At 36.5% G+C, this 25908-nt stretch carries 21 protein-coding genes; 15 read left to right on the top strand and 6 right to left on the bottom strand.

The window, feature by feature from the left end; translation table 11 throughout:
* Positions 1 to 7 precede the first annotated feature (7 nt).
* Positions 8 to 1699: a DNA polymerase/3'-5' exonuclease PolX gene (gene polX / locus A3EE_RS0100130; RefSeq protein ID WP_018341384.1), complete on the bottom strand. Its 1692-nt coding sequence runs from the start codon at positions 1697 to 1699 to the stop codon at positions 8 to 10.
* A gap of 189 nt (positions 1700 to 1888) precedes the next feature.
* Here polX and A3EE_RS0100125 point away from each other — a divergent pair, with 189 nt between their 5' ends.
* The 4 genes from A3EE_RS0100125 to A3EE_RS0100110 all read left to right on the top strand — a co-directional run bounded on the left by A3EE_RS0100125 (position 1889) and on the right by A3EE_RS0100110 (position 4255).
* Entirely contained in the window at positions 1889 to 2296 is a 408-nt protein-coding gene (locus A3EE_RS0100125) for an EVE domain-containing protein (RefSeq protein WP_018341383.1), read from the top strand.
* Between the two features lie 68 nt (positions 2297 to 2364).
* Positions 2365 to 2904: a bifunctional pyr operon transcriptional regulator/uracil phosphoribosyltransferase PyrR gene (gene pyrR / locus A3EE_RS0100120; protein ID WP_018341382.1), complete on the top strand. Its 540-nt coding sequence runs from the start codon at positions 2365 to 2367 to the stop codon at positions 2902 to 2904.
* 7 nt (positions 2905 to 2911) lie between these two features.
* Complete coding sequence (locus A3EE_RS0100115; protein WP_018341381.1) at positions 2912 to 3835, top strand: aspartate carbamoyltransferase catalytic subunit; 924 nt, start codon at positions 2912 to 2914, stop codon at positions 3833 to 3835.
* Between the two features lie 30 nt (positions 3836 to 3865).
* Positions 3866 to 4255, top strand: coding sequence for a hypothetical protein (locus A3EE_RS0100110; RefSeq protein ID WP_018341380.1), 390 nt, complete (start codon positions 3866 to 3868; stop codon positions 4253 to 4255).
* Positions 4256 to 4313: 58 nt separating this feature from the next.
* Here the strand turns inward: A3EE_RS0100110 and A3EE_RS0100105 are convergent, their stop codons facing one another.
* Positions 4314 to 5183, bottom strand: coding sequence for a DUF4846 domain-containing protein (locus tag A3EE_RS0100105; RefSeq protein WP_018341379.1), 870 nt, complete (start codon positions 5181 to 5183; stop codon positions 4314 to 4316).
* 460 nt (positions 5184 to 5643) lie between these two features.
* Here A3EE_RS0100105 and cmk point away from each other — a divergent pair, with 460 nt between their 5' ends.
* The 6 genes from cmk to A3EE_RS0100065 all read left to right on the top strand — a co-directional run bounded on the left by cmk (position 5644) and on the right by A3EE_RS0100065 (position 13166).
* Complete coding sequence (gene cmk, locus A3EE_RS0100090) at positions 5644 to 6348, top strand: (d)CMP kinase (RefSeq protein ID WP_018341376.1); 705 nt, start codon at positions 5644 to 5646, stop codon at positions 6346 to 6348.
* A 72-nt stretch (positions 6349 to 6420) separates the two neighbouring features.
* On the top strand, positions 6421 to 7302 hold the full coding sequence (locus A3EE_RS0100085) for a 4-hydroxy-3-methylbut-2-enyl diphosphate reductase (protein WP_018341375.1): 882 nt from the start codon (positions 6421 to 6423) through the stop codon (positions 7300 to 7302).
* A gap of 27 nt (positions 7303 to 7329) precedes the next feature.
* Positions 7330 to 7911: a DUF502 domain-containing protein gene (locus A3EE_RS0100080; protein ID WP_018341374.1), complete on the top strand. Its 582-nt coding sequence runs from the start codon at positions 7330 to 7332 to the stop codon at positions 7909 to 7911.
* 162 nt (positions 7912 to 8073) lie between these two features.
* Positions 8074 to 10935, top strand: coding sequence for a TonB-dependent receptor (locus tag A3EE_RS0100075; RefSeq protein WP_018341373.1), 2862 nt, complete (start codon positions 8074 to 8076; stop codon positions 10933 to 10935).
* Positions 10936 to 11109: 174 nt separating this feature from the next.
* Positions 11110 to 12501, top strand: a complete 1392-nt coding sequence (locus A3EE_RS0100070; protein WP_018341372.1) for a hypothetical protein — start codon at positions 11110 to 11112, stop codon at positions 12499 to 12501.
* 113 nt (positions 12502 to 12614) lie between these two features.
* The gene (locus A3EE_RS0100065; RefSeq protein WP_018341371.1) at positions 12615 to 13166 is read left to right on the top strand and encodes a hypothetical protein; all 552 of its coding nucleotides are present in this window, start codon (positions 12615 to 12617) and stop codon (positions 13164 to 13166) included.
* Positions 13167 to 13882: 716 nt separating this feature from the next.
* Here A3EE_RS0100065 and A3EE_RS0100055 read toward each other — a convergent pair.
* The 4 genes from A3EE_RS0100055 to A3EE_RS0100030 form a co-directional block, all read right to left on the bottom strand.
* Positions 13883 to 15502 (bottom strand): T9SS type A sorting domain-containing protein, encoded by a 1620-nt coding sequence (locus A3EE_RS0100055; protein ID WP_018341369.1) that lies wholly within the window; start codon positions 15500 to 15502, stop codon positions 13883 to 13885.
* A gap of 230 nt (positions 15503 to 15732) precedes the next feature.
* Positions 15733 to 16053: a thioredoxin gene (trxA, locus tag A3EE_RS0100050; RefSeq protein WP_018341368.1), complete on the bottom strand. Its 321-nt coding sequence runs from the start codon at positions 16051 to 16053 to the stop codon at positions 15733 to 15735.
* Between the two features lie 60 nt (positions 16054 to 16113).
* Complete coding sequence (gene dnaE / locus A3EE_RS0100045) at positions 16114 to 19698, bottom strand: DNA polymerase III subunit alpha (protein ID WP_018341367.1); 3585 nt, start codon at positions 19696 to 19698, stop codon at positions 16114 to 16116.
* Positions 19699 to 20016: 318 nt separating this feature from the next.
* Positions 20017 to 21699 carry a M61 family metallopeptidase gene (locus A3EE_RS0100030; protein WP_018341366.1) on the bottom strand — a complete coding sequence of 561 codons (1683 nt, stop codon included), beginning with the start codon at positions 21697 to 21699 and terminating at the stop codon, positions 20017 to 20019.
* A 160-nt stretch (positions 21700 to 21859) separates the two neighbouring features.
* Here A3EE_RS0100030 and rpmH point away from each other — a divergent pair, with 160 nt between their 5' ends.
* From rpmH to A3EE_RS0100010, 5 genes are all read left to right on the top strand, one after another.
* Positions 21860 to 22018 carry a 50S ribosomal protein L34 gene (rpmH, locus tag A3EE_RS21575; protein WP_083921225.1) on the top strand — a complete coding sequence of 53 codons (159 nt, stop codon included), beginning with the start codon at positions 21860 to 21862 and terminating at the stop codon, positions 22016 to 22018.
* Between the two features lie 50 nt (positions 22019 to 22068).
* The gene (rnpA, locus tag A3EE_RS0100025) at positions 22069 to 22485 is read left to right on the top strand and encodes a ribonuclease P protein component (protein WP_018341365.1); all 417 of its coding nucleotides are present in this window, start codon (positions 22069 to 22071) and stop codon (positions 22483 to 22485) included.
* 57 nt (positions 22486 to 22542) lie between these two features.
* Positions 22543 to 24195, top strand: a complete 1653-nt coding sequence (locus A3EE_RS0100020) for a S41 family peptidase (RefSeq protein WP_018341364.1) — start codon at positions 22543 to 22545, stop codon at positions 24193 to 24195.
* Between the two features lie 97 nt (positions 24196 to 24292).
* Positions 24293 to 24967 (top strand): tRNA (adenosine(37)-N6)-threonylcarbamoyltransferase complex dimerization subunit type 1 TsaB, encoded by a 675-nt coding sequence (tsaB, locus tag A3EE_RS0100015; protein ID WP_018341363.1) that lies wholly within the window; start codon positions 24293 to 24295, stop codon positions 24965 to 24967.
* An 18-nt stretch (positions 24968 to 24985) separates the two neighbouring features.
* On the top strand, positions 24986 to 25498 hold the full coding sequence (locus A3EE_RS0100010; RefSeq protein ID WP_018341362.1) for a DUF2480 family protein: 513 nt from the start codon (positions 24986 to 24988) through the stop codon (positions 25496 to 25498).
* The last annotated feature ends 410 nt before the right edge of the window (positions 25499 to 25908 follow it).

Here is a 25908-nt window from a genome sequence, read left to right as displayed (position 1 = left end):
CGCGCGATTATTTGCCTTTAGAAGATAACCACGCACTTACTTTGTCTAACGACCAGGCATTAAATGTTTGCTCAACACAAAGCCCAGCTTTACGTGCAACACAGATTCCAAAATGAACATCTGCTAAACCATTTTTCTCGTGCGCATCCGGATTGATGCTTATAATACAGCCTTTGTCGAGCGCATAACCAATGTGCCGCCAATCCATATCCAGGCGCCAAGGATGAGCATTGATCTCAATGATTACATTGTTTGCTGCACAGGCATCTATGATCTTTTTATGATTAATCGGGTAGCCTTCGCGCTTTAACAACAATCTGCCGGTCGGGTGACCAAGCATGGTTGTATGTGGATTTTCAATCGCTGTGATTAAACGTTGCGTTGCTTTTTCTTCCGTCATTTTTAAATTTGAATGGATTGAAGCAACAATGAAGTCGAACGATTTTAATACATCATCAGCATAATCCAATGCGCCATCGTTGAGAATGTCAGATTCAATTCCTTTGAATATTTTTATTCCTGTCAACGAAGCGTTTAATGAATCTATTTCCGCATGCTGCTTACTAACACGTTCTTCGTTCAGTCCATTTGCATAGAAAGCAGATTTGGAATGGTCCGAGATTCCGAAATACGAATATCCTAAGTCAATGCATGCTTTAGTCATCGCCTCAAGCGTATGCTGACCGTCGCTATAGGTAGAGTGGTTGTGGAAGCTGCCTTGAATAGCCTTATCGGTAATTAATTCAGCCAAACGGTTTTCTTCAACAAGCTTTAATTCTCTGTATCCTTCACGTAATTCAGAAGGAATGAACGGCAGGTTTAATGCAGCGTATATTTCTTCTTCTGTAGCAAACGATTTTGCATCAGCAGTATGCAGATACGTTTTTCCGGAAGAAGATTTTAAACGTACATGCCCTGGGCCGGAAGAAAGTTTAAACAACTCCGAGCCGAATCGATCCGCAGTTGTTATATGAATTTCAATAGGAATGTTTTTCTCAGCATATGTGCCTGCCCATCTGTATAAGCCGGATTTAGCAGCGTCTTCTGTAAGATACGATGTTGCTGAAAGTTTTGAAAAAATGATTGCCGCATTTGGAGCTGCTATTAAAAAGGAAAAACGATCGATCGTCTCCATCATTCTGCGCATCTCGCCACAAAGCTGCGTGCTGGCATCAATATCTGTTTTTAATTTTTTCTCCAGTTGAAATGCAAGGGCTTCAACATCGCCGTATAAAAACTTATCAGATTGCTTCATTACAAATTGAAGTACCTGTATAATATTATCCTGTGTCTTTTCTCCAAAACCTTTGAGTTTCGCAACAGAGTTATTCTTACAGGCTTCCAGCAATTCTTCTTTATTGGTGATCTCTAATTCTTTCCAAAGTGTTTTTACTTTCTTTGGACCAATACCTTTGATTTCAAGCAACTCAATAATGCCTTCAGGTGTATTGGCGCGCAAGGCTTCAAGCTCGGTTAGTTTGCCTGTTTGGGTAAGCTCGACAATTTTGGCAGCAATGCTTTTTCCAATGCCTTCCTGCTTTTCAAGTTCGGCAAGAGGAAGTGTAGATAATGAAATTTCAATTTTTTCAATATTAAATCCGGCACTCTGTATCGATCGGACTTTAAATGGGTTTTCATCATGCAGCTCCATAAGAGATGCTGTAAGTGAAAGTATATCGGCAATTTCCTGATTTGTCAAGGACTAAATGAGTTAGATGGAATATGTAAAGATAAAAGTTTTAAGTTTTAAGTTTTAAGTTTTAGGATATAAAGTATTGTAAACCTGTTTTAATCTGGAACTCTAAACTAAATTCATTAATTTTAACGCAAATAATGTATTAAAGTAACTATTCTTAAAACATAGAACTTTGAACATAAAACTTCAATTATGAACTACTGGTTAATTAAATCCGAACCTTTCAAATATTCATTCGATCAATTCATGGTCGATAAAAAAACATTCTGGGATGGCGTACGCAACTATCAGGCACGCAACAATCTTAGAGATATGAAGAAGGGCGACTTGCTGTTGTTCTACCATTCAAATGAAGGGAAAGAAGTTGTTGGTATTGCGAAGATTGTAAAAGAAGCGTATCAGGATCCTACAACAGACGATGCAAATTGGGTGGTTGTGGATGTTGCGCCGGTTAAGAAACTGAAAAATCCGGTAACGCTTGAAATGGTTAAAAAAGACAAGCGTCTAGCAAATATGGCTTTGGTTAAATTCATGCGATTATCTGTTCAACCGGTTAAAAAAGAAGAATTTGACATCATTTTAGAATTGGCCGGTGAATAAAAAAATCAACTCTTTCGCCTGCGCTAATCTATAAAATTCTATATTTGTAAAATTTAAAGACAAAGTTTATGTCCAAACGCATTATAATCGACAACGATTTGTTGCAGGTCATGTTGGACCGGCTTTGTCAGCAATTGATCGAGTCCCACGACGATTTCTCCAATACTGTTATTTTAGCACTTCAACCACGAGGCGTAGCTACAGGTCAGCGTATTCATAAAAAATTAGAAAAGGCAACAAAAAAGAAGATCAATCTGGGTTATCTGGATGCAACCTTTTTTAGAGATGATTTCAGAAGCCATGCTGGTCCGTTAAAGGCAAATGCAACAAAGGTTCCTTTTCTGATAGAAGGTAAACGAGTGATTCTGGTTGATGATGTGTTATACACCGGCCGTACGGTGCGCGCTGCGATGGATGCGATGATGGCTTTCGGAAGACCGAAAGATGTAGAATTGCTTGTTTTGGTTGATCGTAAATACAGTCGTGATATACCTATTCAGCCCAATTATGTGGGCAAAGAAGTGATGTGCCTTCAATCCGAAAAAGTGATTGTAGACATCAAAGAAGTTGAAGATAAAAAAGAATTAATCTGGTTAGTAAAGAAATAATAATAAAATGAGCCAACTATCAGTAAAGCATTTATTAGGAATAAAAGATCTTACACCAAAAGATATTGAGCTTATTTTAGAAACAGCAAGTCAGTTTAAAGAAGTCATTAATAGACCCATTAAAAAAGTCCCTTCGCTGCGCGATGTAACAATCGCAAATGTATTTTTTGAAAATTCAACCCGCACCCGTTTATCCTTTGAGTTAGCACAAAAACGTTTATCGGCCGATACAATTAATTTCTCTGCAGCAGCAAGCTCTGTTAAAAAAGGAGAAACCCTGCTTGATACCGTTAATAATATTTTAGCAATGAAAGTTGATATGATTGTGATGCGACATGCAAGTGTTGGCGCACCTCATTTTCTTTCAAAACACATCAGCGCAAATATTATCAATGCGGGCGATGGTACGCATGAACATCCGACGCAAGCGTTACTGGACAGCTTTTCGATTAAAGAAAAACTGGGAAGCGTAGCTGGCAAAAGGGTATGTATTTTTGGAGACATTCTGCATTCACGTGTTGCATTGTCAAATATTTTTGCACTGAAAAAACAAGGTGCAGAAGTGATGGTTTGCGGTCCTGCAACATTGATCCCTAAATTCATTGGTGAATTGGGAGTTAAGGTTGAATTTGATTTGCGCAAAGCATTGTTATGGTGCGACGTTGCAAACGTATTGCGCATTCAGCTTGAAAGACAAACGATCAAATATTTCCCTTCGTTAAGAGAATACGCGCAGTATTATGGAATCAATAAGCAGTTATTGGATTCGTTGAATAAGGAAATTGTGATCATGCATCCAGGTCCGATCAACAGAGGAGTTGAATTGAGCAGCGATGTTGCGGATAGTCAGCATTCCATTATCCTGGATCAGGTAGAGAATGGTGTTGCTGTACGTATGGCTGTAATGTATTTGTTAGCAGGCAATAAGTAATTTGGTCGAAACAGTCATAAGTATTAGTATATGAAAAAGGCATTTTTAATTTTAGGAGCATCAATCATTTTATTTGCCTCATTCAAATTTTCAACCCATGCCGCAGACGTAACCGGTAAATATCAGCGAATATTTGATACTCAGCTTGACGGAGTTTGCACAGGGAAGTTGGATGCATTTGGAATAACGTTAACAATGATGCCGGACAATAGCATAAGCGGTTCTTATTGGGGAATAGACAATAACAGTTTGTTTTTTGGAAATGTACTTGAGCCATCTTTAATACAGTTGACACAAAAAGCTCCTAATGGCTATTATGCAGTTTATAATGGATATCTGGATATAGATGGAAATATCTCTGGCACCTGGATTGATATGAGAGGAGCGAAAGGAGACTTTGTTTTTTTCAAGATTAAATAAGAAGAGAAATTATTTTCTATTAAGCATCAGATTTATAATTGAACATAAAACCGATGTTTTAAAATCTTTTCAGATCTGTTAACTCAAACGACCACTCAGGTGTATCAAGACTTCCGCTTTCAGGAATTTCATACCACGGACTTAGCTCTTTCTCGGAATAATTTTTAACAATGTGAATCTCTTGTGCCGGCATATAACTCTGTGCTAACATAAATACTTTTTTCTTTGTTGCAGGATGTATAGCTACATCCATTACAATCATAGCATGTCCCGGAAAGCCCCCATGAATAAATACATCGCCGCCTTTTATCTGCTCAATGGAAATGGATTTTAATTCTTTTGAAAGCGAATAGGTTCCGCAGTACATAAACACCGTATTCATATATTTTCTGAAACAGGCATGGGATGTGTCGGGCTTGGCGCTTTTGACCCAGGCAACGGCATTTCCTGAAACCTGAGCTCGATACCCCTCTCGCCACTTGGAGTAATAGGCTTTTGTGCCATTGGTGAAAGTAAAAACGATTGAATCATACGCCTTTTTTTGATACAGATATTCAGCCCTCAGACGCATAACCGCGTCTGCACACTGTTGCAGATCTTCGCTGCCAACATCAAATGTCAGTACGGCTGCATGTACCCGCTGATTCACTTTTAATTCACCATTAAAAAGGTGTACAGAAGCACCTTCATCTTTCAATGGAACATTTCTAAGCCAGGTTTCAAATGAACTTTTAGGGGCTTCTTTTCGAACGTATCCTTCCGGACAATCAAACCGTTTAAAGAGAATATTAGAGTTAGTTGAGGCTAATTTATCCGAATGCTGTTCTTTAAATCGATGATTTCGTATATTTACAGTCACTGCGAGACAATATCCGACTACAAGAATACCACAAAGGATTGCTGTTGAAACGATTAGTTTTAATTTCATCTTATTGTTAATGAGTTTGTTAAAATAAATAAAATTCTATGAAAATCATCGTGTATGCTATTGTTGGAATCATAATGCAAAGTATGGTGTCTTGTTACGCTTTACAACAAAATAAAGCGGCAAAAAGTCAGCCTTTCAAACCTCATAAAGAATCTAAAATGAAGCATAAAAAGCATCATTAATTAAACAATAAGATTCAGTATATTTAATTCAATTAGAAGTAAAAGATAAAGTTTCAAAATAACATAACATAATTTTATGAAAAAGGCATTGGCATTCATCCTGGTAGGCAGCATATTCGCAGTAGTGATTTTATCTTCTTGCAGCAGTGGAGCTTCGCAACAATCATGGCACCCTAGAACCGGCAAAAAGCCTAAGGCTGGACATAACAGATAATTTTTTAATACATTGCTTTATACGGAAAGTATAAATTAGATTGTGAAGTGAAAGGAGAGCCGCTATGAAAAAAATAATTGTAGCTATTGATGGATATTCGGCGTGTGGGAAGAGTACTACAGCAAAAATATTAGCAGCTAAGTTGGGTTATGTATATGTGGATACTGGAGCAATGTATCGTGCTGTAGCACTATATTTTATTGAACACTACATTAACTGTACAAACCAAAAAGCGGTAACAGAGGCGTTAACTCAAATTCATATTTCATTTATATATAATCATAAGACTGAATCAAGTGATACGTATCTGAATGGATTGAATGTTGAGAATGAAATCCGGAAAATGTATGTTTCTGAAAAAGTAAGTGAAGTAAGTGCTTTGCCTGCTGTACGTAAAAACCTGGTAGAACAACAGCAGAAACTTGCCCGCAAAAAGGGAGTTGTTATGGATGGTCGTGATATTGGCACACATGTATTTCCAAATGCAGAATTGAAAATATTCATGGTGGCAGATATGGAGGTGCGTGCATATCGCAGACAGCAGGAATTATTTGCTCGTAAGCAAATTGTAGACCTTGCAGATATTATTGCAAATATCGAGAGCAGAGACCTCATGGATACAACCAGAGAGGAATCGCCGCTGAGGAAAGCTGCAGATGCATATGAGATTGATACCACTTACATTACGGTCGAAGAACAGGTTGATTGCATCATGAATATTGCTGTTGGAAGGATGATTGAACTTGAATACCGAGTAGAAGATATTTAAATAGTCTTATTAAGAAACCAAACAGCTTTGAATACTGTTCAATGAGTAGCTCAAAGTTTAGTAGAGATAAATATGGAAATTACCATCGACAAAAATTCCGGGTATTGTTTTGGAGTTGAATTCGCTATTCAGATGGCGGAGGATGAAATGGCTACAGGCGAACCATTATATTGTCTTGGGGATATTGTCCATAACAGTATGGAAGTAGAACGTTTGGCGGCTAAAGGTCTAAAAATAATCAACCACGATCAATTGAAAGAACTTTCCAATTGTAAAGTTCTGATCCGTGCACATGGCGAACCTCCTGAGACATATCAACTAGCTCTTGATAATAATATTGAATTGGTAGACGCATCGTGTCCGGTTGTGTTGAAATTACAAAACCGTGTTAAAGCTTCGTTCGATTCAATTGATTCAAAGGATGGACAGATTGTAATATACGGACAGCATGGTCATGCTGAAGTTATTGGGTTGACTGGGCAAACAGGCGATAAAGCAATTGTTATAACAGGTGAACAGGATTTAGACACGATCGATTTTTCAAAACCAGTTACCCTGTATTCTCAAACAACAAAAAGTACTCAAGGCTTTTATAAAATGAAAGACTTGATTGAAGAACGTATAAAAGCAGCAGGAGGAACTCCGGACGAAAGCTTTGATTATAATGACAGTATCTGCAGACAGGTTTCTAATCGTGAACCTCAATTGAGAAAATTTTCAAAGGAAGTAGATGTTGTTGTTTTTGTGAGCGGCAAAAAAAGTTCGAATGGGAAAGCACTTTACGGTGTCTGCAAACAAGAGAATGAAAGAAGTTATTTCGTTGAAAATGAAAACGAAATTGAAGAATCGTGGATTCGATCCACAGATAAAATAGGTATCTGCGGCGCTACGTCAACACCCATGTGGCTTATGGAACAAGTGAAAAGCTATATTCAAACACATGCCTGGGCATAACTCAGCCCTGTAATTTACACCAATACCATGAAACTGTTTATTCGCTATTTTATACAAGGATTGTTATTCTGGACGCCTATATTTATCACGGTGTACATCATCTTTTTTATTTTTAGTGTATTTGACAGAATCATTCCGGCCTTATTTAAAGTTGATCTTACTCCAGGTGTAGGTATTGCAATTGTTGTCGCTTTCTTAGTAATTACGGGCGCATTCACTTCTATGCTATTGGTTAAACCAGCTTTTAGTTTTTTAGAAAACTATGTCTATAAAATTCCTTTTATAAATATCATTTATTCTTCATCTAAGGATGTAGTCAGCGCTATTGTTGGTGAAAAAAAACGATTTGATCATCCGGTAATGGTTAAGACGGGCGGCGGAGAGTCTGGAACATTTAGAATCGGATTTGTAACCAGAGAAGAATTTAATGTTAAGGGAATGGAAGAATTGGTTTCAGTTTATTTTCCCCATTCATATAATATATCAGGCAATATCATTTTTGTACATAAAGACAAAGTCTTAACATTGAATATAACAGGGGCAGAGGCAATGAAATTTATTGTTTCGGCAGGTATGACTGGTAATCTGGACGAAAAAGAAGTAGAGTAATTATTGAATTGTTATTTCAATATTTTTTTAATGTTAAGAAAGTTGCCCTTGTTAACATTGGGGTAACAATCCCTTTAAGTTGTATTAACATCATGGTAAAGTTAGGGTAACAGCATTCCTTTACTTTTGTAGCGTAATCAAACTACAAATTTAAAGCTCGTGATGAATACGCTACGTTTTCCAAAATGGTTGACACTTTCAACTATTTTGCTGTTTAGTTCTTTACTTACTTCTTACACATCAAACGCACAAACCGGTTCTGTTAAAGGTATATTGATCGATTCTTCGGCGAACGAATTGGTTTTTGGTGCCATCATAGCATCTCCGGAAAATCCATCTATCGGTGCGCAATCCGATATGGATGGGGTCTTTCTGATTTCCAATATAAAGCCTGGTACATACAACTTTAAAGTATCTTACATAGGTTACAAAGAATATATATTTAAAGATGTTGTAGTTGTTGCAGGACAAACAACAGATCTTGGCACAGTTAATTTAGAATTGGATGCAGATGTTCCAACAATTGAAATTGTAGGGCAGATTTCTACACATACCGAGACTGCAGTAATTGCGGAAGTTCGTGATAAGGAAGAAGTAGTAAGCGGCATGGGGTCTGAGCAAATTTCAAAATCACAAGATAGAACTGCAGCAGAAGTTGTAGGAAGAATTTCAGGCGTTACCATAGTAGATAATAGCTTTATTCTTGTGCGAGGATTAAATCGTCGCTACAACGGTATTATGTTGAATGGTGTGATGGCCCCAAGTTCTGAAATTGATTCAAGAGCATTTGCATTGGATTTAATACCTAGTAACATGATCGATCGTTTATTAGTATTCAAATCCGGATCCGATCAATTGCCTGGTGATATGACCGGTTCTTTGGTTAAATTATATACAAGAAGTATTGTTACTGAAAGATTCACAAACGTTACAGGTTCTCTTTCATATAGAATGAACACGACGTTTACAAATCAATTCGGACAATCCGTTGGTGGCACAGAGTTTTTAGGATTTAATAACAAAAGAGCATTGCCATCTTCAATGCCTGCAAATTTAAATGATGCTTCTGTAATTTACGATCCGGTTGCTCAAGTCAACGCAGCAAAATCATTGACGAACGATTGGAATTTAAAAAATACGACGGTTATGCCTGACTTGCGTTTGGGCTATAATATGGGAAGGTTCTTTTATTTGAATAAAGTAAAAGTGAGTAACATTACTTCGCTATCATATACAAGAACTACACAGTTTTATGAAGCGCAACGCAGCAGAAATTTATACATTACACCTACAGAGTTTAATCCATTGTTCAATTACACCGATCAGGTGTTGCAAAAGAATACGCGTATAAGTGCGTTAACCAACTGGAGTTTCATAATTAATTCCCGCAACAAAATTGAATTCAGAAACTTATTTAATCAGACAGGTTTAAATCAAACAGTACTTAGGGATGGCATCAACAAAAAAGCAGGTTCGTCACCAGCTTCATGGTTTGCTGTAAAGGATAGAGCGTTGTATTATCAGGAAAGGGGTATCTACTCTGGACAATTAGGAGGGACGCATGATTTGGCAAATAACAAAACATCTATAGAATGGACAACTGGATATTCGTATATATATAGAAACGAACCATCATACAGACGTGGAGGCTCGCAAGCTAAATATGGAACAACCGACCTGCAGTTGGTCGTTATTCCTGGTAATGCTACAGATAACGATGCTGCAACGTATGAATCTAAATTGAAAGAGCACACCATTGCGGCAACTGCAGGGGTTGAGCATATGTTAGTAGGGTTAAAAGATAGTGTAAATCATTTTGGATTAAAGGTGCGTGCAGGATTCTACACAGAAAAAAGATCCAGAACGTTTGAATCAAGATGGTTCTCATACATAAAACAAAACCCAAGCACATTTGACAATTCCATTTCAACTCAACCGATCGAAACTATTTTCGACTCTCAAAACATTGCTTATGGCACAGGTTTTATTTTAAGTGAAGGTACCGATGGTACAAATAAATACGATGCGTCCAATGCCTTGTTTGCAGGTTATGTTGGATCAGGGCTTTATTTTACTGATAAGACAGCGATAACATTTGGTTTTAGAGCGGAGCATAATACGCAAAAAATTAATACTAAAAACCAATCGGGAGTAGATTTACATGTAAGTAATCCGATATTAAATGTATTGCCATCATTAGGTGTCAATTACAATTTTACAAAAAAGATGCAGGTAAGAGCAGCCTATGCTACAACACTCAACAGACCTGAATTCAGAGAAATTGCGCCATTTGGTTTTTATGATTTTGAGAACAATTGGAAGGTGAATGGCAATCCGAATTTAAAAAATTCTGTTGCGCAAAATGTTGATTTGCGTTGGGAATTATACCCTTCAGCTGAACAAGCGATCACAGTAGGAGTATTTTATAAAAACATTGCAAATCCGATTGAGTTTTATGTGCAGCCAATCGGTGGGCAAGATCAAAATTTTTATTATGACAATGCACCTAAAGCAATTTGTTATGGTTTGGAAGTGGAGGTTAGAAAAACACTTGGATTTTTAGCGCCAACTTCAAATTTAGCTAAACGTTTTACTGTGGTATTTAATGGTTCGTTAATTAAAAGTGAAGTGAATTTAAATAGTACGGTAAGTGGGCAAGCAAGCAAACGTCCAATGCAAGGACAATCACCTTATGTGATCAACGCAGCATTATATTATGCAAATGTTGAAAAGAAAATTCAAGCAAATATTGTATACAATGTTTTTGGAAACAGATTATTTGGCGTTGGCGATGCTAGTTTTGCGACAATTTATGAAATGAATAGAAACACCTTGGATTTTACAGTAACTAAAGGCATAACAGAAAAATTGGAAATGAAATTTGGGATACAGGATATCTTAAATGCGAAGTACCGATTAGTGGAAGATTCAAACCGGGATTTTAAAATCGGCAGTGGTGATCAGACAATCTCTACTTATAGAAAAGGTACTTATTTCACGTTAGGTGCTAGTTACAAATTCTGATTTTTATATAAATGTATTGTTTTGAAAGGCCCAGAAGAATACTCTTCTGGGCCTTTCTATGTGATGACAATGTTAAGCATCTACAGACTTACATGATTATTTACTAAACATTAGCTAACATTTTAGTAATACTGGCAAGTTACTTTTGTTGAAGAAAATAAATGACAAACTAATATGAAAAAAGTAATTAGATTAATAATGGTTGGTGTTTTAGCGACAGCTACATTAGCTGGATGTAAGAAAGATGATCCAGCTACTACTCCAACAGCACCAACAGAAAACGTGTTGTCTGGAAATTTAGAAACAATGACTTTAGACGCAAGTAAAGTATATACGTTAAAAGGTCTAGTGTATGTAAATAATGGTAAAACATTAACTATTCCTGCGGGCACACTTATTTTAGGCGATAAAGCCTCCAAAGCTTCATTAGTAATTAACAGAGGTGGTAAATTAATTGCAAATGGTACGGCTTCCAAGCCGATTATATTTACTTCTAGTGCACCTGCACCATATAAAAACTACGGTGATTGGGGCGGTATTGTAATTTGCGGTAAAGCACCGAACAACCAAGGTACTGATATTACGGTTGAAGGCCCAACAGATTTCTCTGTAACAACGGGCAACGGTATTTATGGTGGTACAGACGAAGCAGATAATTCAGGTTCTTTGTCTTATGTGCGTTTAGAATTTGGCGGGATTGTTTATTCTCCAGATAAAGAAATTAATGGCTTAACATTATGCTCAGTTGGTAGCGCTACAACAATCGATCACATTCAAGTATCTTACTCTGGTGATGACGCTGTTGAATGGTTTGGTGGTTCAGTAAACTGTAAATACTTAGTTCAATATAGAACATGGGATGATGATTTCGATACAGATTTCGGATATCATGGTAATGTTCAGTTTGGTGTTTCTATGAGAGACAGAACAGTTGCTGACGTTTCAGCATCAAATGCGTTTGAATCTGATAACGATGCTACAGGATCTACTAAAACTCCGCTTACAAGTGCTAAGTTTTCTAACATTACAATCATGGGTCCACTTGTTTATGGACAAAGTAATGTGAGTGCTAACTTCGGTGCTGGAATGCACTTAAGAAGAAACACTAACTTGACTGTACAAAACTCAATTATTGCTGGTTACCCTACAGCTGCTAATTTTGACAAATACAATACAACAGTTGCAAATTTTGTAAAAAACAACTTATATGGTTCTTGGAAAGCTGCAAACTCTTCTAATGCAAATGGCGCATTGTTTACTGCAGGTAATAACAATGACACAACAGGTTTCTGGGCTGCAAATAAATTTGCAGCAGTTTCTTCTGCAACTTCTGCAGCTCAAATATTTGACTTTACTGCAAACACAGGTGGTTTACCAGATTTGTCTTCTGGAAATGCAACACAAGTTTCAACTTCTAAAGGTTTAACAGGTGCTAGCTTTACAGATTTGCCAGCTCCATTCTTTACTACAACTACATACTTAGGTGCAATGGGTACAACTCCTGATGCAGCTTGGGATTGGACTTCAGGTTGGTTGAACTTTACTCCTGAATCTACTACATACTAATATCGATTCAACGAATAGATATAATTAATAGCAAATCAACGCTGGATTTTCCAGCGTTGATTTGCTATTAATATTGAATATTAAATTAAGACTCTGTTTAAAATAATTTACTAATGAAACAATTTATTGTATGCCTGATAGCTCTGGCAGCACTTACAATTTCCTGTTCAAAACCTGCATTAGATTTGAATCCTGATTCTTATTTGTCAAAAGAAGAACAAACGAATTTTAAAATTGACCTATCAAGATATATTCACAAGTTACCTCCCAGAACAACTATGGAAATGCGTTGGGATTCTTCGGCCTATAGTTATTATAAAAACAATGCCAATATTATAGAGCTAGTTAAGCTCTATAAAGCAGAAAACGACTCTACGTATTATTTTTACATTACACGTATTGCCCCCAGTGTAAGACAAGGCGAGCGTAAAGCTATAGCAGGCAAGTGCAACTACTCGAACAAAAGAATTTCAAACATAGAAGAAATCTTCATTAGTACTATTGAAAGCGTAGAAGTATTGGAAGAGCATGCAGAAGAATTGCTGACAGAAGTAATAAAAACAAATAAGGCTCCCATTCCGAATAAATTGATTGAATGGCCAAACGATTATTTCTATTACAATAAAGGCACCAATCAATGGGATCGCGTTTCCTCTAGGAAATAACCGGACCTTGTTAACAATTCAGTAAAGATTCAATAATATATACTTAGCCGTTTGGTAACATTTGTAATGTACCTTTGATACTGAAAACAGAGCTATTCAATTTTTTAATCTTATGGGCGTCAGACGGACGCCCTTATTTTTTTCTGTTTTCTTGATTATAAAGAAACTTCTATAACAATTAACGATACTAAAAATGCCCTCTTCTTAAATTAAGGAAAGGGCATTTTTCAATAAAACAACTCTTGATTTTACCTTTCAAATAAATCTCTACCCATTTTAAACAATTGTAAAACGATTGCATTTTTTCGAATGCGCAATAAGAATTTATAACTCTCCGAATTTTCGGAATAGTTATATTGTCTTTCATAGAAATTACGTGTACCTGTGCTGTTATGTAATTTTATGAATTCAGAATCGAAAGAGTGAATGTTGTACATCATGATTACTCTATAGCTAGTTTGTAATACAAATATCCCTATTTAGTATTTCGCTATCGTTATGCAAATTCTAACCTATTATTAACGTTGGAGTATGTGTATTATAGAGAAACTGAATTTATAGAGGTGAAAAATCTTAGTTGCTTCCTTTTCAGCAGTAGTATAAAAGGTTGCACGAACATGAAAATATAATATACAAATAGGGAGGCTTATAAATAAAAAAGGTCTCGCATTGCGAGACCTTTTTTATTTATAAAGAGTGTAATAAAATCAATCAGATTAGTTAATGATTATTTTTTCTGTTTTACTAAAATCGCCTTGTTTAATTTTGAAAAGATAAAATCCTGCTGTTAGATCGTTAACAGAGATGGTATTTGATTGTGTTTGAGTTGATATTGTTTTAATCAAAGTACCTTCCATCGAATAAATAGTGATTTCTCCCGCTATATCTGAGCTAGGTAAGTTTATAGTCAAATAATCGTCTGCAGGATTGGGAGAAATAGATAATGTTCCTGTTGAATTGGATGCATCAATATTTCCTATTCTCGCACAATCTGAACCGGCATTAATGAATAGTGAAAAATTGCCAGATGCAATGCCTTTACCTTCAATAACAATGTAATAATAGTTTTCAAACACTTGCCTACCAATTCTTGATAATAAAGTATTAGTGCTTGCATTGTCATTTGATTGTAGCCAGTTCCCATTAGCATCTAATAAATGTATATATGTGTCGAAATCAGTATATGTGGGATCACCCGTAGAGGTGCTAACTTCAAACATTGTACCTTCCCCTTGATAACTGTCATAATAAATTTTGAAATAGATATCGTCACTTGCTTGACCATTTGGTTTATTCGTGCCATAATCGTTACCATAATTATTGGACGTAGAATTGTTATAAATTTGAGTAAATATCATAGGACAAGTATAGAATGAACCCAGGTCAATTGCGTTGGCAAGTGTTGAACCGCATGGACTAACAACGGTTACCGGAACTGTTTTGGTTTGTGGGCATACACCATTTTTAGTACTTGTAACGGTATAGGTAGTGTTAACTGTTGGGGTAGCAATTACCGTCGCACCAGTAGTTGTATTTAAACCAGTTGGAGGTGACCATGAATAAGTTGTAGAGCCAGAAGCAGTAAGTGTAGTACCTTGATTTGGGCAGGATGTTGCAGCTGTGGGAACAACGGAAAGATTATTGGCTTTGGTAACAGAAACTGTTTTAGTACTTGCACAACCATTTGTAGTGGCAGTAACGGTGTATATCGTACTGGCATTTGGGGAAGCATGTACATTATATCCGCTTGAGGTATTTAATCCTGTTGCCGGTGACCAGCTATATGTTGCGCCTGACACACCTGTCGCTGTAAGAGATGCATAGGCAGGACTTGCTGTTGGACAAAAGGAGGTAGCAGGGGATACACTCAGTGCAGTTCGCTGAAACTGAAAAAATTGTGAGCTAACAAAAGATGGGCTTCCGAGAGTAATACTTGAAAATTGTATATATACTTTGCCAGAGTTTATTAATCCCGCAGTTCCATTTACACCATTACTGGTATTGCTTAAAGCAAGAGCATATGTATTGGTATATGTATTTTCGCCTGTAGGAAAAAGAAGATCACTGATAGTTTCAATTGTAATTTTATTTGTTTGTCCGGTGGAAGCATTTGTAAAAATCAAAGTAACGGTTCCAGAAAATTGTTGATTGGTGTTTTTTGTGACTGTATACATAATGCCTTGATTCAATGGATTGTCATTTAAACAAATCATATTGCCATTAGGAGCGCTATAGCTCATTAAATCAGGACTCTGTATGAAAAGATTGATGCCAGTTTGTGCATTGGAAATTAAAAAACCTGCAAGCATTGCCAGTGAAAGAAATAGTTTTTTCATAAAATTTAGCTGTTTAGATTGATTAAAATATTGGTTTAAAATATTTACAAGCTAAAAAACCTAACATTATGAAAAAGTTAAGTAATAGGATTTAGAATTAAGGTTTTAGAGGATTGAATAATGTTAAAAATAATGTCGTATAATTTAATTAGTCAAAAAAAACAAAGTGTTTCGAAATAAAAAAGGGTAACCAAACTGGTTACCCTTTTTTATAATTGTAAACGCTTCAATTATAATTGCGCATCAATTTTTTGTGCTAATACAGATTTAGGAACAACGCCAACTTGTTTGTCAACGATCTCACCTTTTTTCAATACCAACAATGTAGGAATAGAACGAATACCAAACTTAGCTGATACAATTGGGTTCTCATCCACGTTTAATTTTGCAATTACTGCTTTACCAGCATAGTCACCAGCAAGTTCTTCAACTACCGGTCCGATCATTTTACATGGTCCACACCATTCAGCCCAGAAATCTACTAATACGGGTTGATCTGTATTGATTATCTCTTCAAAGTTCGCGTCTGTTATTTCTACTGCTTTTCCCATAATTGAAAATGTGTTAACTGTATACTGTAAACTTAATGAAATTTTAATAAAAATGGTTCCTTATGCACCTATTTTGTAGGATATCCCTTCCAGTTTAGTCAACTCACTCAGAAATACATTATTGGGATCTACTCTATAACTACGTGAGAATGTTTTTACTGTGTGCTCATTCGTGTTTTTTGTCAAGGTTAAATACAACAAACAGCTTCCTTTGTGTTCCGAAACGATCCGGTCAATTTCAACAACCGTAACTGCATTGATTTGATCCAGATTGACACTGATGTTAACGCTCTTGCATAATTTTGCACGAACATCTGCAAGTAATTGTGTAAAGTTAATTTTAAAATCCAGCTCACCTTCACGTCCCCATTTCGGTTTAAGGCTACCTTTCATAAACAGGAATTCACCTATATTTATGAAATGCGCATGTTTTAAATAATCTTCGCCAAATAAGGCTAAATCAAGCGAGCCGCTGTAATCTTCAATAGTAAATAATACAAACGGTTTTCCGTTTTTACTCTGGCGAACATTTACTTTGGTAACAATGCCGGCAACAGTCAGATCCTTGCCTTGCGGACTGCTCATTACATTTTCCAGCGGGCAATTACAGAAATTATCAATCTCTAGTTTGAACTGATCCAACGGGTGTCCGGAAATATAGAAACCAACAATGTCTTTTTCTTTTTTCAGTTTTTCAATATTTCCCCACTCTTCGCACGGAACAATTTTAGGTGGCGCAGGTTTTGCGCTTGAACTATCACCAAACAACGAAGATTGATTGCTGTCGTCTTCTGTTTGAAATGCATTGCCATAACGGATCGCTTTTTCTAAGAAGGTAATGGTTTCGCGTTCTGCAATATTAAAGTACTGTGCTCTATGTAATTCTTTGAAATAATCCAGTGCACCTGCAAGGGCCAACGATTCAAATGTCTTTTTACTTACCGCACGAAGATTCACACGAGAAACAAAATCAAAGAAGTCTTTAAATGGTCCATTTGCTTTGCGTTCTTCAATAATCGCTTGTACCGGACCTTCACCAACTCCTTTAATAGCACCCATTCCAAAACGGATCTGGCCATTATCATTAACAGAGAATTGATAACTACTTTCGTTTACATCCGGACCAAGCACGGCCATGCCCATACGCTGACACTCTTCCATAAAAAAAGAGATCTTGTCGAAGTTGCTCAAGTTATGCGTCAATACAGACGCCATATATTCAGAAGGATAATTCGCTTTTAAATAACCTGTTTGATAAGCAACGAATGCATAACAGGTAGAGTGAGATTTGTTGAAGGCATATTGTGCAAAGGCTTCCCAGTCGGTCCATACTTTTTCACACACTTTCGGATCCAGACCTTTTGCTGCAGCACCTTCAATGAATTTGCCTTTCATTTTGTCCAGCGTTGCACGGTCTTTCTTACCCATTGCTTTACGCAGTACATCGGCATCACCTTTGGTGAAGCCTGCAAGCTTCTGTGACAAAAGCATTACCTGTTCTTGATAAACGGTGATGCCATACGTGTCACCTAAATATTCTTCCATCTCTGGCAAGTCGTAAATGATCTCTTCCTTGCCGAGTTTACGAGAAATAAATTTTGGAATATATTCGATCGGGCCCGGTCTGTACAAGGCATTCATAGCGATCAAATCTTCAAACTTATCAGGCTTTAAATTGATCAAGTGTTTCTGCATCCCTGCAGATTCAAACTGAAACGTAGCATTGGTTTCACCTTTTTGATACAATTCAAATGTTTTTGCATCATCAAGTGGTATGTAATCAATCTCAATTTTTACACCGTGATTTTCTTCGATCATTTTTAACGCATCACGAATGATGGTAAGGGTTTTTAAACCCAAGAAGTCCATCTTGATTACACCAGCATCTTCAATTACTTTACCGTCGAACTGTGTAACAAGTAAGTCCGAATCTTTTGCAGTGAATACTGGGATGATGTCATACAAATCCTTCGGCGCAATGATGATACCTGCGGCGTGAATACCCGTACCACGTACAGAGCCTTCAAGTATCAATGCTTCTTTTAATACATCTGAAGCTAGTGTTCCATCATCATCTAGAAATTCACGAAGCTTCTTAACATTCTCTAAATCTTCCGGAGTAAGTTCTTCTGTAAGTGTTTTTTCTTTATCATTCTTTTTATCCGATGCTTTCATCGGACCTTTCATTACCCAGTTCAATTCAATACCCGGCTTATCCGGAACAAGTTTTGCAAGCGCATTTGAATCCTGCAAAGGAAGATCCAATACACGCGCAACATCTTTGATACTCATCTTTGCAGCCATTGTACCATAGGTTACAATTTGTGCTACCTGAGTCTTGCCATATTTATCTACCACATAATCGATCACCTTCTGACGACCTTCGTCGTCAAAGTCCGTATCAATATCGGGCATGCTCTTACGATCCGGATTTAAGAAACGCTCAAACAGTAAATTATATTTAATCGGGTCAATGTTTGTGATACCAATGCAATAAGCAACAGCAGAGCCTGCTGCAGAACCACGACCCGGCCCGATCAATACACCAATCTCACGACCTTTGTTAATGAAATCCTGTACGATAAGGAAATACCCTGCAAAACCCATTGTTCGAATGGTATGCAATTCAAAATCCAACCGCTCTTTAATTTCAGGTGTTACATCTCCATAACGTTTGTTTGCGCCTTCGTAGGTTAGGTGTTGTAAATAATTATCCTGATCTAAAAATGTTGCAGGAATTTCATAATTAGGTAAAAGAATATCCTGTTTTAGCTTCAGTATTTCAACCTTATCAACGATCTGCATTGTATTGTCAATAGCTTCCGGAACATCGCTGAACAAAGCAGACATTTCTTCTTTCGTCTTGAAATAGAATTGATCGTTGGCAAATGCAAAACGTCTTCCCTTCATCATCGATTCGTCATCCGAAAAATCTTTCATGGTAGGTGTGCTTTGCTTTTCACCTGTGTTTATACATAAAAGAATATCGTGGGCGTTTGAATCTTTTTGATCTACATAATGCGAATCGTTTGACGCAATGATCGGCACCTGATACTTACGTGCAAGCTTGATCAAAACTTCATTAACTATGTTTTGTTCTTTGATGTCGTGGCGCTGCAGCTCAACATAATAATCTTCACCAAACAAATCTAACCACCACTTGAATGCTTTCTCACCAGCTTCTTCGCCTTTAGATAAGATTGTTCTAGGTACTTCCGCACCCAAACAGCAAGTAGTAGCAATTAAACCTTTGTGGTATTTAAGCACCAATTCTTTATCGATACGCGGGTACTTACCATACAAGCCATCAATATAACCAAGTGAACAAAGCTTAATCAGGTTTTTATACCCCTCCGGATTTTTTGCTAATAGCAACTGATGATAACGGACATCTTTATTGTCTTTTGTAAATTGCTTTTTAAAGCGATCCTCGACTAAATAAAATTCGCAGCCAACAATTGGTTTGATATTATTTTTAACGGCCTCTGCAACAAATTGAAAAATACCATGCATGTTTCCGTGGTCCGTTAACGCAAGGGCTTTCATACCATTCGCTGCGGCTTTGCCTACCAAACCTTTTATGCTGGCAGCACCATCTAATAAAGAAAACTGTGAATGGACATGTAAATGTGCGAAATCTGGCATGTTATGAATAATTGTGGAAGTACAAGTTACTCAATAACAAAAATGAGATATTCAAAAGTTTTCAACAAGCCAATTATTTTCAGAAAAGTACCATTGCCCCAAAACAACCTTGTTTCAAATGGCATTATGAAAAAGGAATTCATGAAGTTTTGATAGCTTAATTTAAGCGTGGTAGCGAGTTGTTTAGTAGAATATTCAGACTGAAGGTCTGAAATAACACAACTTGGGGCATCGCCCCAAGAAGGAGACGTCTAATATTGTTGCTTCTTTCAAAAAACCTCTGCCCAGCTTCATTGCCAGCCCTTTTAAGGGGCGGTTTCATAATAAATTCGACTCTTCAGTAAGTTGAATCTGCAGTGCTTTAAAATAAACTCTTTCAGTACGTTTCAACTCAAGCTCCCAGGTTTGAATCCCATTGGTGCAATCAACAAACAACGTATCCAATTCTTCCAATTCATCCAGCGAACATTCAGCAGCAGGGAAACTATTGATACGAAGAATGCGATCACCTTTTCCTAGCATTGAAACATAAGGAGATGCATCATCTACTGTTTGAACCGTGAATGCTGGATCGCATAGAAAACCGAAGTTTCGTCCGAGAAAATTTGTATGCGCTTCTTCAGTTACAGGAATTTTAAAATAGTTGAATGCATTCATCAAATCCGTTTTTAAATCGCCCGATTCATAGATCCAACGTTTGAAATCTTCTGTATATTGATTTGAAGTTATCGAATGAAAAAGTGTTGCAATCGAATCTTCTGTATAGCCTTTTCCTTCTGATTTGTATGTGTTCCACAATGCCAGCATCATGTCGCGTAATGTTAATTTGTTTGAAGTTGTTTTACGGATCGCTGTATCTATAAGAAATGCAACAATTGCACCTTTAACATAGATAGAAACTTTTCTATTCGGAATACCTGCATCATAACCATCAACCCATAGATCAAAAGAACTTTCTGCTAAAGAAAGATGATGATTTCCGAAGGAATAAAAATGACGTTTCAATAAAATGTTCAGTTCTTCCTGATACCATTTTTTATTAAATATATTGGAAAGAGCAACATAATAATCGCCCAAATAGGTTGTAATACCTTCTGCAACAAAACCGGTATTGAAATATTGTGCTTCAAATAAATTGTAGGGAGACATTTCAGAAGGCCTGATTTTACAGATGTTCCAGGTATGATACAATTCGTGTGAACAAATACCTATTAGTTCAGGGTAAAGTTTTTCTTTTACATCGATAGCTGGTCCAAGACAGATCACAGTTGAATTTCGATGCTCGACTCCATGGTAATGCTGGTAAGGCATTATTAATAATAAGAAGTGATATTCTTTTTCAGGAAAATCTCTAAAGTCTTGTATCTGAGTAGCTGTAAAGGCTTCGAAATCTTCTAAGATTGTTGAAGGAAAATAAGAAGCATCAACCGTTGAATGAATATAAAAAGAAATTCCCTGAACAGTATACGATAGTGTAGTTAGAGCAGGCGACGCAAGTATTGGGGAGTCGCTTAACGCAAGGAAAGAATCAGACTTATAAGTAAAGTCTGATTCTTTCGGCATTCCTGTTTTTACAATAAAAGAAGGAGGCAAGTTCAGTTTTAGTGAACAAGCTAAATTTTCTTGTTCATCTACTGCCATCAGACAGGTAATTGGGTTGATATAGAAAAGTTCAGAATCCGACCAGCAACCACCGGCATCCATTTGTCTGCAATAATATAAATAGCTAAAGCTGATTACGGAACCTGCTTCTGCCTCAACCCCCCAGGAATTTCTGTTAATCTTTTTTACAAGCAAAAAAGCGCCATTTTGATCCTTCGCAGAACAATCCCGGATATTAGCTGCATAATTCTGCAAAATATATCTGCCTGGTCTCCAGGAAGGTATTTTTAAGATGGGATTTGCTTTTATGGATTCAAAAGAAATTGTTACCTGAATAAAATTTACAGGCAAATTGATAGTATCTATTTGATATTCAATTGATTTTAATGTTTTTCGCATAAAGGCTAACCAGAATAGCAGTAGTTTTAACAAAGATTAATAAGTTATTTTTAAAAACAATATTGTTAGTTCGAAAAAGGATTGGTATATTTGCAACCCTATTTGTATGAAAGAAACAGATTCTTGTCTTCAATAATAAGTAGGATAACGATTTACAATTATGAAAAGGACATTTCAGCCATCAAACCGTAAAAGAAAAAATAAGCACGGATTCCGCACTAGAATGGAAACTGCTAACGGTAGAAGAGTTTTAGCTGCAAGAAGAGCTAAAGGTCGTAAAAGATTAACGGTATCAGACGAGATTCCTCGTAAAGGATAATTAGTTGCAAAGCTTGTTACCGTTTTAGGTGAATCGTTAAGAATATTAACATGCACCCAAACAATAAACATATAGACGGTAACAGGCTTTACTCTTTTCCTAAAAAGGAAAAGCTTACTAGCAAAATTGTTATTGATCGTCTTTTCAAAGATGGTCAGTCTAGATTTAAATACCCTTTCAGGGTATTATTTTTATCGGATGAAACATACTCCGAATCATTCCCCCAATTAGTCATTTCAGTAAGCAAGCGAAACTTTAAACGCGCCGTTGACCGTAATCGGATCAAGCGTTTGATTCGTGAAGCGTACCGACTTCAAAAAGAAGAACTTCTTTCATTGTTTCCATCTAGACCCTCATATGTGGCAATTCTTTATACAGCCAAAGAGGAAATTCAACTGAAGGAATTAAAAAAAAAGTTATATTTAATAATTAAAATGACCCAGTCAGACAATAACACGTCTAAGTAGGTCGTAAAGTATTATACGTTATTTAGTATAGCATTCATTCTTTATTAATTTTATAAAATGAAAATTAAACGTTGGGGAGTAGTTGCGGTTGTTTGCATTGGTCTGATCGCGTCGTTATCAGCATTTAAACAAACAGACAAATATTTTGAGATCGCTAAAAACATGGAGATTTTCTCCAGTGTTTATAAAGAAGTCAACCTTTTATATGTCGATGAAATAAATCCGTCACAAATTATGACTACAGGTATTGATGCCATGCTTGAGTCGCTGGATCCATACACGAATTATATTCCGGAAGACAAAATTGAAGATTTCAGAACGCAGTTAACAGGACAGTACGGCGGTATAGGTGCTGTGATCGGCGAGCGCCATGATAAAATAATGATCTTAATGCCTTACGAAGGATTTCCCGCACAAAAATCAGGGCTGCAGATCGGTGATGAAATTCTGAGTGTCGATGGTATTGTTACTACAGCTAAAAATTCGAATGATGTAAGTAAGCTACTAAGAGGTCAAGTTGATACGCCTTTAAAAATTAAAGTAAAACGTTATGGTCATGCTGATCCTCTTGAATTTTCGCTTACACGACAAAAAATAAAAATCAGTAATGTTCCTTATTACGGTATGGTAAACTCAAATACCGGCTACATCAAATTGACGGAATTTACGCAAGCTGCTTCCGTGGAAGTGAAGAATGCATTGACAGAACTGAAGACAAAAGGAGCAACGCAAATCATTTTTGATTTAAGAGGCAATCCAGGCGGATTGATAACAGAGGCTGTTAATATCTCAAATATTTTTATTCCGAAAGATAAACTGGTTGTAAGTACAAAAGGTAAAGCTGCAGAATGGAACACAAAATACATTACTGAACTTATGCCGGACGACTTATCAATTCCAATGGTAATTTTAATAAGCGGAAGAAGTGCTTCTGCATCTGAGATTGTGTCGGGCGTTATTCAGGATTACGATAGGGGTGTAATTGTTGGCCAACGTTCATATGGAAAGGGATTGGTACAATCAATTCGTGATCTTCCATATAAATCACAGATAAAAATTACTATAGCTAAATATTATACTCCAAGTGGACGCTGTATTCAGGCGATTGATTATGCACACAGAGGTGCAGATGGTACGGTTGCAAAATTCGCAGACTCATTAAAAGTAGCATTTAAAACAACAAATGGTAGAACGGTTTACGATGGAGGTGGTGTTACTCCGGATATAACAGTTGCTCAGGATTCTATTTCGTCTATATTGATTTCATTGGTTTCAAAAAGTCTATTGTTTGATTATGCAACAGAATATCGTGCGAAACATCCAAGTATCGGTGATGCTAAAACATTTAAGTTGACAGATGCCGAATATCAGGATTTTGTTAATTGGTTGAAGGGGAAAGACTACACTTACATCACAAAAGTTGAGAAGTCTTTAGATGAAATGACAAAACAATCTAAGCAAGAGAAATATTACGATGCGATGAAGTCTCAGCTGGATCAACTGAAAAATGTGATCACTCAGGATAAAGAAAATGACCTTATTAAATTTAAAGCTCAAATCGTCGAATATCTTGAAGAAGAAATTGCGTCAAGATATTATTTACAAAAAGGAATTATTGAATCGTCTTTCGATAGTGACAAAGAAATTCAGGCTGCACTTGACGTATTGAATGACAAAGCGAAATACAAAAGTATTTTGTCAGGTAAATAAAACGAGTTGATCTCACCATTCATATAAACAGGAGAATCAAGCAATTGATTTTCCTGTTTTATTATATACTATATACAACTTCATCACAGAACATCGTATGGCATATATATTAAGTGTTGATACAAGTACATCTATCTGCTCCGTTGCGTTGCATTTGGATGGAAAGTTAATTGCACATACAGAGACATTTCTTGAGCGCTCACATTCCCGAAATATTGCGCACATGGTCGATCATATTTTAGCGATAAGTGAAATTACGCCACAATCATTAGATGCATATGCAGTGTCTGCTGGCCCTGGATCTTATACAGGAATGCGTATCGGAACCTCTACTGTAAAAGGCTATTGTTTTGCATTAGATAAGCCACTCGTTTCCGTCTCCTCTTTATATAGCCTTGCTGCAAAATTAGAATATAAACAGCCTGGCTTACTATATGTCCCAATGATTGATGCGCGACGCATGGAAGTCTATACAGCAACTTTTGATTCGGAATTAAGAGAAATTTCAAACGAGGAAGCATTGGTTTTAGATGAAAGCTCTTTTCAGGAACAATTGTCTAGGGGAAAAGTGTTATTCGGTGGAGATGGGTCTTCAAAATTTGAAAATATTTGTAGCAATGCCAATGCGCTATTTGCCTCAAAAGCATATCCGTCGGCAGAATTCATGGGAATAAAAGCTTTTGAAAAATTTTCAAATCAAAAATTTGAAGATATCGCCTACTTTGAACCCAATTACATCAAAGAATTTCATACCAACAGCAAAATTAATTGATCTAAATCAGTGTCGAAAATGAGTTCAGATACCATAATTAACAAAGTTCAGCAAAGTGGATTGATTACAATCGATCTGGAAGACTATTACCATCCTGGTGAAAAAGTGCTTTTTGATATAAAAGATTACTTGTATGAAGGTATTATTTTGAAAGAAAAAGACTTTAGAACATTTTTAAAAGAACATAATTGGGAACAATATGAAGGAAAAAATGTAGCAATTACATGTTCTGTTGATGCCATAATACCAACCTGGGCATACATGTTAGTAGCAACAAAGCTGCAACCGGTTGCCAACTTGATTCTATTTGGGACAATAAAAGACCTGCATGCAAAAATATTTTCAAACGCAATTGCACAAATAAATGCCTCTGATTACACGCAATCGAAGGTTGTAATTAAAGGATGTGGTAAGTTGGAAGTACCTGTTTCTGCGTATGTTGAATTGACAAACAAGCTCCTTCCTGTTGTCTCCAGTATTATGTATGGAGAACCCTGCAGCACGGTTCCGGTATACAAGCAATTAAAATAATTCAAATTCTCATTTGGATGCTGTGAATTAAAAACCTACCTTTGCACTCCCAAATCGATAACAAGGCACTTTTTGGGAATGTTCATTAAAGTTTTTCAGTTTAACTCTTCTGGATTTAGTACAAGAAAGGAATAAAAACTTTTCAGACTGATTTGGATTCTGGGATAAAAATTATCACCTTTGCAACCCGATAAGTTTGGAAGGAGCTTTTGAGGTAATTGGCAAGTTGAGTAATGAAAAAAAGAAAAATAATTTTTGTAAAAAGGTTGTTTGGAATAAAAAAGTAGTTACCTTTGCAGCCCGTTAGATTGTAAACGGGAATAAAAGTTGATCAGACGGAAGGTTTGATTGAGATTGAAAAAAAGGAGTTAGGTAAGGCAGCGATGTTTGACTAATTACAATTCGGAAGC

The sequence above is a fragment of the Cytophaga aurantiaca DSM 3654 genome, assembly GCF_000379725.1.
Classification (GTDB): Bacteria; Bacteroidota; Bacteroidia; order Cytophagales; family Cytophagaceae; genus Cytophaga; species Cytophaga aurantiaca.
Note: the sequence above shows the minus strand (reverse complement) of the source record. Positions and strands in the feature narration are given on the sequence as shown.

Excerpts from the sequence above, each read along its gene's own strand:
- A3EE_RS0100125 (WP_018341383.1), top strand. The coding sequence starts at position 1,889 with ATGAACTACTGGTTAATTAAATCCGAACCTTTCAAATATTCATTCGAT.
- pyrR (WP_018341382.1), top strand. The coding sequence starts at position 2,365 with ATGTCCAAACGCATTATAATCGACAACGATTTGTTGCAGGTCATGTTG.
- A3EE_RS0100115 (WP_018341381.1), top strand. The coding sequence starts at position 2,912 with ATGAGCCAACTATCAGTAAAGCATTTATTAGGAATAAAAGATCTTACA.
- A3EE_RS0100110 (WP_018341380.1), top strand. The coding sequence starts at position 3,866 with ATGAAAAAGGCATTTTTAATTTTAGGAGCATCAATCATTTTATTTGCC.
- A3EE_RS0100105 (WP_018341379.1), bottom strand. The coding sequence starts at position 5,183 with ATGAAATTAAAACTAATCGTTTCAACAGCAATCCTTTGTGGTATTCTT.
- cmk (WP_018341376.1), top strand. The coding sequence starts at position 5,644 with ATGAAAAAAATAATTGTAGCTATTGATGGATATTCGGCGTGTGGGAAG.
- A3EE_RS0100085 (WP_018341375.1), top strand. The coding sequence starts at position 6,421 with ATGGAAATTACCATCGACAAAAATTCCGGGTATTGTTTTGGAGTTGAA.
- A3EE_RS0100080 (WP_018341374.1), top strand. The coding sequence starts at position 7,330 with ATGAAACTGTTTATTCGCTATTTTATACAAGGATTGTTATTCTGGACG.
- A3EE_RS0100075 (WP_018341373.1), top strand. The coding sequence starts at position 8,074 with ATGAATACGCTACGTTTTCCAAAATGGTTGACACTTTCAACTATTTTG.
- A3EE_RS0100070 (WP_018341372.1), top strand. The coding sequence starts at position 11,110 with ATGAAAAAAGTAATTAGATTAATAATGGTTGGTGTTTTAGCGACAGCT.
- A3EE_RS0100065 (WP_018341371.1), top strand. The coding sequence starts at position 12,615 with ATGAAACAATTTATTGTATGCCTGATAGCTCTGGCAGCACTTACAATT.
- A3EE_RS0100055 (WP_018341369.1), bottom strand. The coding sequence starts at position 15,502 with ATGAAAAAACTATTTCTTTCACTGGCAATGCTTGCAGGTTTTTTAATT.
- trxA (WP_018341368.1), bottom strand. The coding sequence starts at position 16,053 with ATGGGAAAAGCAGTAGAAATAACAGACGCGAACTTTGAAGAGATAATC.
- dnaE (WP_018341367.1), bottom strand. The coding sequence starts at position 19,698 with ATGCCAGATTTCGCACATTTACATGTCCATTCACAGTTTTCTTTATTA.
- A3EE_RS0100030 (WP_018341366.1), bottom strand. The coding sequence starts at position 21,699 with ATGCGAAAAACATTAAAATCAATTGAATATCAAATAGATACTATCAAT.
- rpmH (WP_083921225.1), top strand. The coding sequence starts at position 21,860 with ATGAAAAGGACATTTCAGCCATCAAACCGTAAAAGAAAAAATAAGCAC.
- rnpA (WP_018341365.1), top strand. The coding sequence starts at position 22,069 with ATGCACCCAAACAATAAACATATAGACGGTAACAGGCTTTACTCTTTT.
- A3EE_RS0100020 (WP_018341364.1), top strand. The coding sequence starts at position 22,543 with ATGAAAATTAAACGTTGGGGAGTAGTTGCGGTTGTTTGCATTGGTCTG.
- tsaB (WP_018341363.1), top strand. The coding sequence starts at position 24,293 with ATGGCATATATATTAAGTGTTGATACAAGTACATCTATCTGCTCCGTT.
- A3EE_RS0100010 (WP_018341362.1), top strand. The coding sequence starts at position 24,986 with ATGAGTTCAGATACCATAATTAACAAAGTTCAGCAAAGTGGATTGATT.